This window comes from Pseudomonas sp. WC2401 (genome assembly GCF_041200115.1).
Lineage (GTDB): Bacteria > Pseudomonadota > Gammaproteobacteria > Pseudomonadales > Pseudomonadaceae > Aquipseudomonas > Aquipseudomonas fragi.
This window is the reverse complement of record NZ_CP165623.1, coordinates 1304759-1318336: the sequence shown is the minus strand read 5'-3', so window position 1 is coordinate 1318336 and position 13578 is coordinate 1304759. Positions and strand designations below refer to the sequence as shown.

At 60.0% G+C, this 13578-nt stretch carries 13 protein-coding genes; 9 read left to right on the top strand and 4 right to left on the bottom strand.

What is annotated here, in order from left to right:
- Positions 1-3 precede the first annotated feature (3 nt).
- Positions 4-2373 carry a hybrid sensor histidine kinase/response regulator gene (locus AB3G35_RS06025; RefSeq protein ID WP_369782379.1) on the bottom strand — a complete coding sequence of 790 codons (2370 nt, stop codon included), beginning with the start codon at positions 2371-2373 and terminating at the stop codon, positions 4-6.
- Positions 2374-2657: 284 nt separating this feature from the next.
- Between AB3G35_RS06025 and AB3G35_RS06020 the strand changes: the two genes are divergently transcribed.
- The 4 genes from AB3G35_RS06020 to AB3G35_RS06005 all read left to right on the top strand — a co-directional run bounded on the left by AB3G35_RS06020 (position 2658) and on the right by AB3G35_RS06005 (position 6184).
- The gene (locus AB3G35_RS06020; protein ID WP_369782378.1) at positions 2658-3455 is read left to right on the top strand and encodes a hydroxymethylpyrimidine/phosphomethylpyrimidine kinase; all 798 of its coding nucleotides are present in this window, start codon (positions 2658-2660) and stop codon (positions 3453-3455) included.
- Positions 3456-3472: 17 nt separating this feature from the next.
- Positions 3473-4096, top strand: a complete 624-nt coding sequence (gene thiE / locus AB3G35_RS06015) for a thiamine phosphate synthase (protein WP_169911177.1) — start codon at positions 3473-3475, stop codon at positions 4094-4096.
- 31 nt (positions 4097-4127) lie between these two features.
- Positions 4128-5411 carry a glutamate-1-semialdehyde 2,1-aminomutase gene (gene hemL, locus AB3G35_RS06010; RefSeq protein WP_016779284.1) on the top strand — a complete coding sequence of 428 codons (1284 nt, stop codon included), beginning with the start codon at positions 4128-4130 and terminating at the stop codon, positions 5409-5411.
- A gap of 224 nt (positions 5412-5635) precedes the next feature.
- Entirely contained in the window at positions 5636-6184 is a 549-nt protein-coding gene (locus AB3G35_RS06005; protein ID WP_016779283.1) for a tetratricopeptide repeat protein, read from the top strand.
- A gap of 35 nt (positions 6185-6219) precedes the next feature.
- On the opposite strand, the gene AB3G35_RS06000 is transcribed toward AB3G35_RS06005, so the two are convergent.
- Positions 6220-6546 carry a DUF1820 family protein gene (locus AB3G35_RS06000; protein WP_016779282.1) on the bottom strand — a complete coding sequence of 109 codons (327 nt, stop codon included), beginning with the start codon at positions 6544-6546 and terminating at the stop codon, positions 6220-6222.
- A 132-nt stretch (positions 6547-6678) separates the two neighbouring features.
- Between AB3G35_RS06000 and miaB the strand changes: the two genes are divergently transcribed.
- The 5 genes from miaB to lnt all read left to right on the top strand — a co-directional run bounded on the left by miaB (position 6679) and on the right by lnt (position 12149).
- Positions 6679-8007: a tRNA (N6-isopentenyl adenosine(37)-C2)-methylthiotransferase MiaB gene (gene miaB / locus AB3G35_RS05995; protein ID WP_086795790.1), complete on the top strand. Its 1329-nt coding sequence runs from the start codon at positions 6679-6681 to the stop codon at positions 8005-8007.
- Between the two features lie 245 nt (positions 8008-8252).
- Complete coding sequence (locus AB3G35_RS05990; RefSeq protein ID WP_016779279.1) at positions 8253-9272, top strand: PhoH family protein; 1020 nt, start codon at positions 8253-8255, stop codon at positions 9270-9272.
- On the top strand, positions 9265-9726 hold the full coding sequence (gene ybeY, locus AB3G35_RS05985) for an rRNA maturation RNase YbeY (protein WP_169911175.1): 462 nt from the start codon (positions 9265-9267) through the stop codon (positions 9724-9726). Before AB3G35_RS05990 ends, ybeY begins: the two co-directional genes overlap by 8 nt.
- Before the next feature lie 38 nt (positions 9727-9764).
- Entirely contained in the window at positions 9765-10604 is an 840-nt protein-coding gene (locus tag AB3G35_RS05980) for an HlyC/CorC family transporter (RefSeq protein ID WP_016779277.1), read from the top strand.
- A 21-nt stretch (positions 10605-10625) separates the two neighbouring features.
- Entirely contained in the window at positions 10626-12149 is a 1524-nt protein-coding gene (gene lnt, locus AB3G35_RS05975) for an apolipoprotein N-acyltransferase (protein ID WP_086795789.1), read from the top strand.
- 165 nt (positions 12150-12314) lie between these two features.
- Here lnt and AB3G35_RS05970 read toward each other — a convergent pair whose 3' ends face one another.
- Entirely contained in the window at positions 12315-13076 is a 762-nt protein-coding gene (locus AB3G35_RS05970) for a YdcF family protein (protein WP_369782377.1), read from the bottom strand.
- Positions 13077-13234: 158 nt separating this feature from the next.
- The gene (locus AB3G35_RS05965; RefSeq protein ID WP_095037796.1) at positions 13235-13519 is read right to left on the bottom strand and encodes a hypothetical protein; all 285 of its coding nucleotides are present in this window, start codon (positions 13517-13519) and stop codon (positions 13235-13237) included.
- Positions 13520-13578: the final 59 nt, after the last annotated feature.

Genomic DNA, 13578 nt, shown 5'->3' with positions numbered 1-13578 from the left:
CGCCTAAAACTCGGCGTTTTTACCATCCTCTTCAATCAATAAGCGCTGGCACAAAGCGTGCTGCAGGTCTTCAAAGCGCAGCGGCTTGAGCAGGTAATCGGTGATGCCATCCACCTGTTCAAGGGCCTCACGGGCCTCGGCCTCGGCGTCGAACAGAGCCAGTACGGGCAGTTGCGCGCACGCGGCCAGGGTCAGCAACTGGCTGCCCATCGAGGTGCCCGACACCTGGGCCAACGGGCACGCCAGCACTACCGCGTCCACCCGCTCGCGGCGCAGGGCTTCGATCGCCGCCTGGCCCGTATCGACACCCAGCACGCGGTAGCCCAGCTTGAGCAGCATGGCGCGTACCACGGCCGGGCTGACCGGGTCTTCCACCAACAACACGACACACTCACCCGGCGCACGCATCAGTGTGGGGCTATGCACCTGGAGGGGGGGCGCGGGCTCCAGCTCCAGCAACAATTGAAACTGTGAACCGTGCCCCGGCAGCGAATGATGAGTCAGGCGCCCGCCCAGCAGCTCCACCAAACGCCGGCAAATCGCCAGGCCGATACCCAGGCCACCATATTCGCGGGTCATCGAGCCATCAACCTGGAAAAAGTGCTGATACAGCTCGGCTTGCTCCTGGTGAACAAAACCGATGCCGGTGTCGATCACATTGAACGCCAGCGCCCAGCGCCCCGACTCGCCGGGTTTGCCGGTGACACGCACAAGCACGACCCCTTCACGGGTGAACTTGATGGCGTTGTCCAGCAGGCACTCAAGGCACTGACGGATTTTATCGGCATCACCCACCCAATGATCGGACAGCGTGCGTGTTACCTCATAGGAGAATGTCAGCCCTTTGCTGCGTGCCGCAGGCCCGAACTGCTCGCTCAGCCCTTGCATCAAGTCATTCAAACTGAACGGCCGGGGGCGTGCCACCAGCCGCCCTGCCTGCAGCTCTGTCAGGGTCAGGATGCCATTGACCATATGCATCATTTCCCGCGCCGAGCCTTGCGCAGTCTGGGTGTACTGCTCAAGCTCCGGCCCCATGTCCAGGGTCTTGATCAGCTCAAGAGAACCAATCACACCGTTCATCGGCGTGCGCAATTCATGGGTGACGGTCGCCAGGAATTCGTCCTTGAGCTGGTTGGTGCGGGCCAGTTGCTGGTTCATCGCCGCCAGCTTCTGCCCGGACTCCTGCAGGGTACGCGCCTGCAGGTCACGCATGGCATTGATGCGGTCGGCCAGCGCCAGCGACAGCAGGCCCACCTCAATCGCCGAACCGATCTGGCTGGCGTACATGGTCAGGAACACATTGGGCAAATAACCCAGCACCATCAGCGTATTGACCAGCCCCCCCAGCAAAAAAGCCGACCAGGCGATCACGAAGTAGCGCGCCACCCGCAGGCCGCGAACCCAGGCCACCACACCGGCAGTAAAAATGGTAACGATAAAGGCCAGCGCCAGGCCCGTGGCCAGACGCAATGACACGGCATAACTGGTGGTCAGTGCGAGCACCATCACCAGCACGCCAACGCCCATCAGCACCATCAGTGCCCGATCAAGCCAGCGGCTGTGGGAGGCGGTATGCAGGAAGGAACGGGCAAACTGGCAGCCGAAAAAGGCCGATGCACCAATCAGGAACGGGGTGGAGGCATTGGCCCACCACGGGTTGTTCGGCCAGAAGTACTGCACTGCTGCACCGTTGACCGACAGCTGGTACAGACCGAACGAAGCTATATAAAAGATGTAATAGAGGTAACTGGTGTCACGCACGCTTAGGTAGATAAACAGGTTGTAGACCAGCATGCCCAGCAACACGCCGTAGATCAGGCCCAGGATGTAAATGCGCACGGGCTGCTCTTCGAGGTAGGACTGCGCCGACCACAGTGTCAGTGGCGCCTGTACCGAGCCCTGGCTGGCCAGGCGCAAGTACACCGTCTGGCTTTGTCCCGGGCTGAAGTTGAGCTCAAACAGGTAGTTGTTTTCTTTGATCTGCCGGCTGTCGAAGGGCAGCGCATCGCCGGTGCGTTCTGCAAGCCGGTAATTGCCATCGGCATCTGCCAGATACAGTTCGATGGAATCCAGCGGCGGGTAGGCCAGTTCCAGCAGCCAGGTGCGATGCACTTGCGGGTCCCGGGGCTGGTACTGCAGGTCCATTTTGACCCAGAAGGCCGAGTGCGAGTAACCGGCGTTAAGTGTGTCTTGGGTATGGGGCTTGAACAGTTCGTCACGCGCGGTGATATCGGCCAGGGTTGCCTCGCCACCGGTGTCTTCAAACACTTGCATCACGCGGCCCAAGGGCAGGCTTTGTGTGGTTTCGTCAAAAGCGACTGCGCTGGCCAGCATCGGTAGCCAGCCCAAAAACATCATCAGCAAATAGCGCATACAGCCCCAACGTAGCTCGCCCGGTGACCTGCGCGATCTCATCTTCCCTTCAAGATCACGTCGACCGAACGACCGGTTATTAATTTAAAGGCACTTTAACATAGCCCTTAATGGCACATACACACTAGGCAACAAAACTATTAGACCCCTCTAAACCGGGCATTACAGAGGCCCATATAGATTCAGACGCAATTAACCCGAGCCGGTTTAAACGCTGTAAACGGCATCTGGCAGAGCACCTGGCAAGCGCCGCCAAAAACAGTTTGGTGGTAAGCTCGCGCACCATGAATATCTACAGTTCTCGCCCCGTTGTCCTCTGTCTCTCCGGCCATGACCCCAGTGGGGGTGCCGGCTTGCAGGCAGATATCGAAGCCCTGCTGGCTCAAGGCTGTCACGCCGCCCCGGTGGTGACCGCCCTGACTGTGCAGAACACCGTCAATGTCAGCGATTTCCGCGTGCTGGACCGTGAGTGGGTGCTGGCGCAAGCCGCTGCCGTGCTCGGCGATTCCACGGTCGCGGTGGTCAAGCTGGGCATGCTCGGCTCACTGGAGATGGTCGACACCGTGGTCGAACTGCTGCAGGCCAACCCGCATCTGCCGATGGTCTGCGACCCGGTGCTGCGCGCAGGCGGCGGCGGACGACTGGGCAAGGACGAAGTGGGCTACGCCATGCGCGAACGCCTGCTACCCCTGGCCACCATTGCCACTCCCAACCTTCCCGAAGCTCGCATCCTGGCCGAACTGCCCGAGGGCAGCGCCGATGAGTGCGCCGAAAAACTCCTGCCGTTTTGCCGCCACCTGCTGATTACCGGCGGTCACGGTGATGAGCACGAAGTGCATAACCGCCTGTACAGCCGCGACGGCAGCCGCCACACCTTCACTTGCCATCGCTTGCCGGGCAGCTACCACGGTTCGGGTTGTACCCTGGCCAGCACCCTGGCCGGGCGCCTGGCCATTGGTGAAGAACTGGTCAGCGCCGTGCAAACCGCGCTCAACTATACGTGGCGCACCCTGCGTGATGCCGAGCAACTGGGCCAGGGGCAATTTGTACCGCGCCGCTTGCCACTGGATTTTTGCTCATAACCAATGAGGCTCACCCCATGACGCTTCGCGGTCTTTATGCAATCACCGACAGCCAGTTACTGGCCGGCAAACTGCTGCCCTACGTTGAGGCAGCCCTCGATGGCGGCCTGACGCTGTTGCAATATCGCGACAAAAGCAACGATGACGCCCACCGCCTGCGCGAGGCCCAGGCGCTGCTGGATTTGTGCCAGCGCTACAAGGCGCACTTGATCATCAACGACGATGGCGAACTGGCCGCGCGCCTGGGTGTTGGCGTTCACCTGGGGCAAACCGACGGCCCGCTCACGCCTGCCCGTGCCCTGCTGGGGTCACAGGCGATTATTGGTTCGACCTGCCACAGCCAGCTCGAACTGGCCGAACAAGCGGCCAAAGAGGGCGCGAGTTATGTCGCCTTCGGCCGGTTTTTCAATTCCAGCACCAAACCCGGGGCGCCCACCGCGACCCTCGAAGTGCTCGACCATGCCCGCGCCCGCCTCAACCTGCCGATCTGCGTGATTGGCGGCATTACCCTGGACAACGCCGCGCCGCTGGTGGCCCACGGTGCCGACCTGCTGGCCGTGGTGCATGGTCTGTTCGGCGCCGAAAGCGCCCGGGAAGTCACCCTGCGCGCCAAGGCCTTCAACACCTTGCTGTCCATTTAAATACCGAATCCTGATTCAGAGAGAGCCCTCCATGTCTCGTTCCGAAACCCTGTTTGCCAATGCCCAAAAACACATTCCCGGTGGCGTGAACTCGCCCGTGCGTGCGTTCAAGAGCGTGGGCGGCACGCCACTGTTCTTCAAGCACGCCGAAGGTGCCTACGTCACCGACGAAGACAACAAGCGCTATGTGGATTACGTTGGCTCGTGGGGCCCGATGATCCTGGGCCACAGCCACCCGGACGTGCTCGACGCCGTGCGTGCGCAACTGGAACACGGCCTGTCATACGGTGCCCCAACCGCGATGGAAACCGAGATGGCCGACCTGGTATGTGCCATCGTGCCATCGATGGAAATGGTGCGTATGGTCAGCTCCGGTACTGAAGCGACCATGAGCGCCATCCGCCTGGCGCGGGGTTTCACCGGCCGCGACAATATCCTCAAGTTCGAAGGCTGCTACCACGGCCACTCCGACAGCCTGCTGGTAAAAGCCGGCTCCGGCCTGTTGACCCAGGGCGTGCCAAGCTCGGCCGGGGTGCCGGCAGACTTTGCCAAACACACCCTGACCACCGAGTTCAACAATATCGACGCAGTTGCTCAACTGCTTAGCGAAGTGGGCGACACCGTGGCCTGCATCATCGTCGAGCCGGTCGCCGGCAACATGAACTGCGTACCGCCTGCACCGGGCTTCCTGGAAGGCCTGCGCAGCCTGTGCGACCAGCACGGCGTGGTACTGATTTTTGACGAAGTGATGACCGGTTTCCGCGTAGCCCTGGGTGGCGCCCAGGCCCACTACGGCGTGACCCCGGACCTGAGCACGTTCGGCAAGATCATCGGCGGCGGCATGCCGGTCGGCTGCTTTGGCGGCAAACGGGAAATCATGCAGCACATCGCCCCCCTGGGCCCGGTTTACCAGGCTGGCACCCTGTCCGGCAACCCGCTGGCCATGGCCGCAGGCCTGACCACCCTGCGCCTGATCAGCCGCCCGGGCTTCCACGCCGAGCTGAGCGACTACACCACCCGCCTGCTCGATGGCTTGCAGCAGCGCGCCGATGCAGCCGGCATCCCCTTCGTCACCACCCAGGCGGGCGGCATGTTCGGCCTGTACTTCAGCGGCGCCGATGACATCGTCACTTTTGACGACGTGATGGCCAGCGATGCCGACCTGTTCAAGCGTTTCTTCCATCTGATGCTTGAAGGGGGCGTGTACCTGGCACCAAGTGCCTTCGAAGCCGGTTTCACCTCGATCGCCCACGGCGAAGCCGAGCTGCAACTGACCCTGGACGCTGCAGAACGCGCATTTGCTGCACTGAAGTGATGCCCAAAAACGGCAGGGGCCAGCGCCCTTGCCGTTTTTTTATGCCGGTAATGGGCTGATCTTTTGACCCTCCCGTCCAAAATCGTCTTAAATCAATGGATATCGCGCCCAGGCAGCAGAAAAACGAGTAAAGACTTTGTAAGGTTGCCTCCGCTTATTTCATAATGCGCGCCTATACATCCCATGATCGGGTTAACCCGTCATCCAGAGGTACGTCGATTCCCATGAACCGCACCGGCCGCGCCCTTGCACTGGGCTGCCTGTTGCTCCTACAGCCGTTGCTTGCCCAGGCAGGCGGTAACTCGTTGTTGATCCCAGCGATGGGTCGCTGCACCCTCAATACACAGCCTGAAGACCTCGCCGAGGCACTTGCAGCCTGTGAAGAGGCGGCAAAAGCCGGGGATGCAGAAGCCGAATACGAGTTGGGCGAGTTCTATTACGACGGTAAAAACACCCCGCAAGACTTCAACAAGGCACTGAGTTACTTCGAAAAAGCCTCGCTGCAAGGCCACGCCATGGCCCAGTTCCAGCTCGGTACCATGTTTTTCAAGGGCGAAGGTGTACCCGCCAATAACATTCAGGCTTACATCGTGTTGAAAATGGCCGCGGTCAATGGCGCAGAAGACGCGCTGGACACTGCCGACCTGGTAGCCGAGCAAATGCCGCGCGACCAGCTCGAAACCGCCACCCAGATCCTGGGGCAGATTTTCCGCAAGTATTTGCAGGAGCTGCAATCAACCGATGCCCGCTCGCCGTTTTCGCCGCTGCCTTAACGGCTCACTTGTTGCCGTAACGCATATTGACGGGCTTACTTGTCCGGCATCGGAAACGGAAACGGCATCACATTGCTGACACCCCGCGCTTCGCTGATTTTCGGCGTACCCAGCCGCTCAACCTCATCAATACGCACAATCGAGTGCATCGGCACAAAGCTGCGCACCACGCCTTCGAACTGGGCCTTGAGCTTTTCTTCGCTGGGGTCGACGACCATTTGCGTGCGCTCACCGAAGACGAATTCCTCGACTTCCAGAAACCCCCACAGATCACTTTGATAGATCTGCTTGGCGTACATTTCGAACACCTGGCCCTGGTTGAGGAAAATCACCTTGTAGATTGGAGCTTCACGTTTGGTCATGGTGGGCGGGTAAGCATCTGGAGGTAAAAAAGAGGGCGCGAACTATAGCATAGCCATCAGACGCGCAGCGCTAGGAACCAACGGCTATGCCCCCTATAATGCGCGGTTCTTTGAACCACTTGATGAACACCCATGGCCAAGAAGCTTTACATCGAAACCCACGGTTGCCAGATGAATGAGTACGACAGCTCGCGCATGGTCGACCTGCTGGGTGAACATCAGGCCCTGGAAGTCACAGCGCGCGCCGAAGACGCTGATGTCATCCTGCTGAATACCTGCTCGATCCGTGAACGTGCCCAGGACCGCGTGTACTCGCAGCTGGGTCGCTGGCGCGAACTGAAACTGGCCAACCCCGAGATGGTGATTGCCGTGGGCGGTTGCGTGGCCAGCCAGGAAGGCGCGGCAATCCGTGATCGCGCCCCGTATGTGGACGTGGTGTTCGGCCCGCAAACCCTGCACCGCCTGCCCGAAATGATCGACGCTGCGCGCATCACCAAGCTGCCGCAGGTGGATGTGTCGTTCCCTGAAATCGAAAAATTCGATCACCTGCCCGAGCCACGCATCGACGGCCCGAGCGCCTACGTTTCGGTGATGGAAGGTTGCAGCAAGTACTGCACGTTCTGCGTGGTGCCCTACACCCGTGGCGAGGAGGTCAGCCGACCGTTCGATGACGTGCTGGCCGAGGTCATTCACCTGGCCGAAAACGGCGTGCGTGAAGTGACCCTGCTTGGCCAGAACGTCAACGGCTACCGTGGCCTGACCGAAGGCGGCCGCCTGGCCGACCTCGCCGAGCTGATCCGCGTGGTAGCCGCAATCGATGGCATCGAGCGCATCCGCTACACCACCTCCCACCCGCTGGAGTTCTCCGACAGCCTGATCCAGGCCCACGCCGAAGTCCCCGAGCTGGTCAAGCACCTGCACTTGCCGGTGCAATCGGGTTCGGACCGCATTTTGTCGGCGATGAAGCGCAACCATACGGCGCTTGAGTACAAGTCCAAGCTGCGCAAACTGCGCGCCGCCGTGCCGGGCATCTGCATCAGCTCCGACTTTATTGTCGGCTTCCCGGGCGAAACCGAAAAAGACTTCGAGCAGACCATGAAGCTGATCGAAGACGTGGGCTTCGACTTCTCCTACTCTTTTGTCTACAGCCAGCGCCCAGGCACCCCGGCAGCGGACCTGACCGACGACACCCCGGAAGAGCGCAAGAAAGAGCGCCTGAACGCCCTGCAACATCGCCTCAACCAGCAGGGTTTCGAGATCAGCCGCCAGATGGTCGGTTCCGTGCAGCGGATCCTGGTAACCGACTACTCGAAAAAAGACCCTGGCGAATTGCAGGGCCGCACCGAGAACAACCGCATCGTCAACTTCCGCTGTGACAACCCGCAGCTGATCGGGCAATTCGCCGATGTGCATATCGATGCCGCCCAGCCGCACTCGCTGCGAGGCTCGCTGCTAAATTAGGCAGCCTGAGGCGAACCCTGTAGCAGCTGCCGCAGGCTGCGTTCGATTGCGAAGCGATCGTGAATGCTGAGAGCACGGTTTTTCTGAAACAACGTGTTGAGCAATTTCACGACGGCTTCGCCGCCGAACGCAGCCTGCGGCAGCGGCTACAGGTTTTATGTCGCATCAGTAAGTCCTTTCACGCTCGACCTGCTAGCGTTATCCTTGATTTCATCTCAATTGCCTAAGGGCGGCTAAATACGACCTTGAACGCACCCATCGAACCACATCGCTTCCTTCTCGAGCCCTTTGAGGCCCGCCGTTTCGCCAATCTGTGCGGGCAATTCGACGAGCACTTGCGCTTGATCGAGCAACGCCTGACGATCGAAATCCGCAATCGCGGTAACCAGTTCGAACTGATCGGCGACCCGAAAATCACTTCCTCGGCAGAAAACCTGCTGCGCCGCCTGTATCGCGAAACCAAAGCTACCGAGCTTTCGCCAGACATGGTGCATCTGTTCCTGCAGGAATCCGAAGTCCAGGACCTTGCCAGCAACCCGGTGGCCGAAGCCAGTGTTTCGCTGCGCACCAAAAAGGGCATGATTCGCCCTCGCGGTATCAACCAGCAGCGCTACGTCAAGGAAATCCTGGGCAACGACATCAACTTCGGCATTGGCCCGGCGGGTACGGGTAAAACCTATCTGGCTGTGGCCTGCGCAGTTGACGCCCTGGAGCGCGAGCAAATCCGCCGCATCCTGCTGGTGCGCCCGGCGGTCGAAGCCGGTGAAAAGCTCGGTTTCCTGCCGGGTGACCTGTCGCAAAAAATCGATCCGTACCTGCGCCCGCTCTACGACGCGCTGTACGAGATGCTCGGCTTTGAATATGTGGCCAAGCTGATCGAGCGCCAGATCATCGAAGTGGCTCCGCTGGCCTATATGCGAGGTCGCACGCTGAACAACAGTTTCATCATCCTCGACGAAAGCCAGAACACCACCGTCGAGCAAATGAAAATGTTCCTGACCCGTATCGGCTTTGGCTCCACCGCCGTGATCACCGGTGACATTACCCAGATCGACCTGCCAAAAGGCACCAAGTCCGGGCTCAATCACGTCATTGAAGTGCTCAAGGACGTGCCGGGTATCAGCTTTACCCACTTCCAGTCCAAAGACGTCGTGCGCCACCCGCTGGTGCAGCGCATCGTAGAGGCCTATGGCCGCTACGAACAGGAAGCCGCCGACAAGCTGGCCGCACTGCCCGCTGCAAAGGATTACCGCCACGATGCTTGAGCTTGACCTGCAACTGGCGACCAACGCCAGTGCCCCCAGCGAAGCCCAGTTCCGCCAATGGTGCGAACTGGCTTTGCGCCAGCGCAGCGCCGATTCGGAAATGACCATTCGTCTGGTAGACGAACCCGAAGGCCGTGAGTTGAATCACACCTGGCGCCAGAAAGACTACGCCACCAACGTGCTGTCCTTTCCGGCCGATGTGCCCGATGAGTTCCTCGATATCCCGCTGCTGGGCGACCTGGTGATTTGCGTGGCCGTGGTCGAGCGCGAAGCCGCCGAACAAGGCAAAAGCCTTGAGGCCCACTGGGCTCATCTGGTGATACACGGCTGCTTGCATCTTCTGGGTTACGACCATATAGAAGACGAAGAAGCCGAAGAAATGGAAGCGCTGGAACGAACGTTGCTTGCAGAATTGGGTCACCCTGACCCCTATGCAGACGACGAAACCGAATAACACCCACTGAAACTACCAAGGGATACGAGTAAATCGCTATGAGCGAAGACCGATCGAGCAACGGGCAAAAGTCATGGTTAGGTAAGCTGACCCAGGCCTTTGCCCATGAGCCGAAAAACCGCCAGGAGCTGCTTGAGCTGCTGCGCGAAGCACACCAGAACAAACTGTTGGACAGTGAAGCGCTGGCCATCGTCGAAGGCGCCATTCAAGTGGCTGACCTGCAGGTCCGGGACATCATGGTTCCGCGCTCGCAGATGATCAGCATCAAGGCGACCCAGACCCCCCGCGAATTTCTCCCGGCGATCATCGATGCGGCGCACTCGCGCTACCCGGTGATCGGCGAAAGCCACGACGACGTCCTCGGCGTCCTGCTGGCCAAAGACCTGCTGCCGCTGATCCTTCAAGAGAACGGCGACAAGTACAACATCAAGGATTTGCTGCGTCCGGCGACATTTGTTCCCGAGTCCAAGCGCCTTAACGTGTTGCTGCGCGAGTTCCGTGCCAACCATAACCACATGGCCATCGTGATCGACGAATACGGCGGTGTGGCGGGTCTGGTGACGATTGAAGACGTTCTGGAGCAGATCGTCGGCGATATCGAAGACGAACACGATGTCGAGGAAGACAGCTATATCAAGCCGCTGCCCAGCGGTGACTTCCTGATCAAGGCACTGACCCCGATCGAAAACTTCAACGAGTTCTTCGATACTGAATTCTCCGACGACGAGTTCGACACCGTGGGTGGCCTGGTCATGAGTGCATTCGGGCACTTGCCAAAACGCAACGAAACCACTGAAATCGGCCCTTACCGCTTCCGCATCCTCAATGCTGACAGCCGCCGGATTCATTTGATTCGTCTCACGCCTATTGCCCGCTAAACCTCAACACCAAGGATTGAAATGCGCTGGATAACCTCCCCCGGCTGGCCCGGTAACTTGCTGGCCGTGGTGGCCGGCGCACTGACAACCCTGGCGTTGGCCCCCTTCGATATCTGGCCATTGGCACTGGTGGCCCTGGCTCTGTTCTATCTCGGTTTGCGCGACCTGTCGCCAAAACAAGCCCTGGGCCGTGGCTGGTGCTTCGGTTTTGGCCTGTTCGGCGCGGGCACCAGCTGGATCTACTACAGCATCCACCACTTCGGCGGCGCTTCTGTGCTGCTGGCCGGCTTCCTGATGCTGTTGTTCACCGCAGCCATTGCCTGGTTCTTTGCCCTGCCCGCCTGGCTATGGGCACGCTGGATCCGCCGCAACGAAGCACCGCTGGCCGACACCCTGGCATTTGCTGCGCTGTGGGTCGCTCAAGAGGCCTTCCGCGGCTGGTTCCTCACCGGTTTTCCGTGGCTGTACTCCGGCTACAGCCAGCTCGACGGCCCGCTGGCCGGGCTCGCGCCACTGGGCGGCATGTGGCTGATTTCGTTCTCCCTGGCCCTGAGCGCAGCCCTGCTGTGCAATCTGCCACGCCTGATCAAGGCCAGACGCAAGGCTTTTGTCGCCGCAGGCGTGATCTTGCTGATCGGCCCCTGGGTTATCGGCCAGGCTCTCAAGCACCACGCCTGGACCAGCCCATCGGGTGACCCGCTGAGCGTGGCGGCGATCCAGGGCAATATCGAACAAAGCATGAAATGGGACCCGGCGCAGGTCAATGCACAGCTGGCCCTGTACCGCGACATGACCTTCAGTTCAAAGCGTGTGGACCTGATCGTGTGGCCAGAAACCGCCGTCCCCGTCCTCAAGGAGAACGCTGAAGGCTTTTTGAGCATGATGGGGCGCTTTGCCGCCGACCGGAATTCCGCGCTGATTACCGGCGTGCCGATCCGCCAGGAAGTACGTCATGAGCCGCGCTACTTCAACGGCATCACGGCCGTAGGCCAGGGCGACGGGGTTTACCTGAAACAAAAGCTGGTGCCGTTTGGCGAATACGTGCCGCTGCAGGATGTACTGCGCGGCCTGATCGCATTTTTTGACCTGCCAATGTCTGACTTTGCCCGCGGCCCCGCCGACCAGGCGATGTTGCAGGCCAAGGGTTATCAGATCGCGCCATTGATTTGCTATGAAGTGGTGTACCCGGACTTCGTCGCCGGGCTTGCGGCCCAGAGTGACATCCTGCTGACCATCAGCAACGACACCTGGTTCGGCACCTCGATCGGGCCGCTGCAGCATCTGCAAATGGCGCAGATGCGCGCCCTGGAAGCCGGGCGCTGGATGATTCGGGCCACCAACAACGGGGTCACGGCACTGATCGACCCGTTTGGGCAAATCACTACGCAGATTCCGCAGTTCGAGCAAGGCATCCTGTATGGCGAAGTGGTGCCCATGCATGACCTCACGCCTTACCTGCAATGGCGCTCCTGGCCGCTGATCATCCTGTGTGTCTTGCTGATTGGCTGGGCGCTGGTCACCAGCCGGATTGCCAAGACGGTCTAAGCCAGCCACCTGCACCCACACTGTTCCCTGCGGGTTCGGACTGTGTGGGCGCCGCAAAACCTGTGGGAGCTGGCTTGCCTGCGATGGCAGCAGCGCGGTTTGCCTGTCAGACCGCGCCGCCTGCATCGCGAGCAAGCCCGCTCCCACATGAGTTCATCGACTTAACTAGCGATAAAACAACGGATAGGCCATCTGCCCCACCGCCTCATTGATCAACAACCCGGACTGCCAGAACGCTTTGTACTCCGGCATCCAGCCCCCCAGCGGCCGCGCGTTGTCTGCACTGAAAAAGCCCACCGGCGCGGGCACCACTTCGAAACCAGCCTTTTCAAAACTCCAGACCGAACGCGGCATATGCCAGCCGTGAGTCACCACGACTACGCGCCTGATCCCCAGCGGCAGCAGAATGCCTGCAGTCATTTGGGCGTTTTCCCAGGTCGTACGGCTTTGTTCTTCTTTCCAACGTACTTGCACGCCGAAGTCATCACGCAAAGAGTCCGCCATCAACTGCGCTTCACTGGGCGGCGAGCCGTAGTGCAAACCTCCAGTCGTCAGTACCGGCAAGCCCGAGGCCTTGGCCAGTCGCGCGGCATAACGCTGGCGCTCAAGACCAATGCCCGTCGGCTGATCACTGCCCCAGGCCGGATCACCCCGCTCACGCCCCGAACCCAACACCACAATGGCATCGGCACGCCCGGCCAGCGTCGACCACTCGCTCTGCGCCAGCGGCGGCTCGCGCTCCAGCACCCGGGCGCCCCACTCCACCATCACTGGCAAGCTCATCAGCCAGAAACCGCCCAGCCCCAGGGCAAACAGCACGCACGCCACACGCGGACGCGAACACCGCAGCCACCAGGCAAGCACCAGGAGCAAGATCAAAATGCCGGGAGGCAATAGAAGTTGTTTAAAAAAATATCGAATAGGCATCGAGCATCTCCAAAGATGCCCGAAGCCTAAGGGGGTTGAGTGAGCGCATCAATAACGCAGGTGAGAAACCCAAACACAAACGCGTGATGCATCAACCCGGGGTACAACCTGTTTTGATACGGCTTTTGTTAAAGGCCGGGCCTGATTCGCCGTATGGCCTAAGCTCCCTGCACCCTGTCTTTGAGCCAGATGACCTTGGCTCTGGGGGCATCCTGCATGTTCACGCTGCCTTGCGAGCGTTTGACTGTCTCACGCCCGATCCGGTTCAAATAGAGGTTGATCAACTCCAGCTCGGCATGACTCAAGCCTCGCAATTCCAATTCGACTGGGCGTTCATCTCGCAATACGACAGCCGTCTTTGCTGAATCAAGAGCCATACTTAAACGATCAATCAGCCGCTCATACACTTGCGATGTTGCTACGCTGCGTTGCAACTCTGCCATCCGTCCACCTCATTTAAGGAAATGAATCTCCCCCAAAGGAGAGCTTAGCTGCGCATCTA

What these genes read in the sequence shown, in the direction of transcription:
- miaB (WP_086795790.1), top strand. Translation starts at nt 6,679, where the DNA reads ATGGCCAAGAAGCTTTACATCGAAACCCACGGTTGCCAGATGAATGAG.
- hemL (WP_016779284.1), top strand. Translation starts at nt 4,128, where the DNA reads ATGTCTCGTTCCGAAACCCTGTTTGCCAATGCCCAAAAACACATTCCC.
- AB3G35_RS05970 (WP_369782377.1), bottom strand. Translation starts at nt 13,076, where the DNA reads ATGCCTATTCGATATTTTTTTAAACAACTTCTATTGCCTCCCGGCATT.
- thiE (WP_169911177.1), top strand. Translation starts at nt 3,473, where the DNA reads ATGACGCTTCGCGGTCTTTATGCAATCACCGACAGCCAGTTACTGGCC.
- ybeY (WP_169911175.1), top strand. Translation starts at nt 9,265, where the DNA reads ATGCTTGAGCTTGACCTGCAACTGGCGACCAACGCCAGTGCCCCCAGC.
- AB3G35_RS06025 (WP_369782379.1), bottom strand. Translation starts at nt 2,373, where the DNA reads ATGCGCTATTTGCTGATGATGTTTTTGGGCTGGCTACCGATGCTGGCC.
- AB3G35_RS05980 (WP_016779277.1), top strand. Translation starts at nt 9,765, where the DNA reads ATGAGCGAAGACCGATCGAGCAACGGGCAAAAGTCATGGTTAGGTAAG.
- AB3G35_RS06020 (WP_369782378.1), top strand. Translation starts at nt 2,658, where the DNA reads ATGAATATCTACAGTTCTCGCCCCGTTGTCCTCTGTCTCTCCGGCCAT.
- AB3G35_RS06005 (WP_016779283.1), top strand. Translation starts at nt 5,636, where the DNA reads ATGAACCGCACCGGCCGCGCCCTTGCACTGGGCTGCCTGTTGCTCCTA.
- lnt (WP_086795789.1), top strand. Translation starts at nt 10,626, where the DNA reads ATGCGCTGGATAACCTCCCCCGGCTGGCCCGGTAACTTGCTGGCCGTG.
- AB3G35_RS06000 (WP_016779282.1), bottom strand. Translation starts at nt 6,546, where the DNA reads ATGACCAAACGTGAAGCTCCAATCTACAAGGTGATTTTCCTCAACCAG.
- AB3G35_RS05965 (WP_095037796.1), bottom strand. Translation starts at nt 13,519, where the DNA reads ATGGCAGAGTTGCAACGCAGCGTAGCAACATCGCAAGTGTATGAGCGG.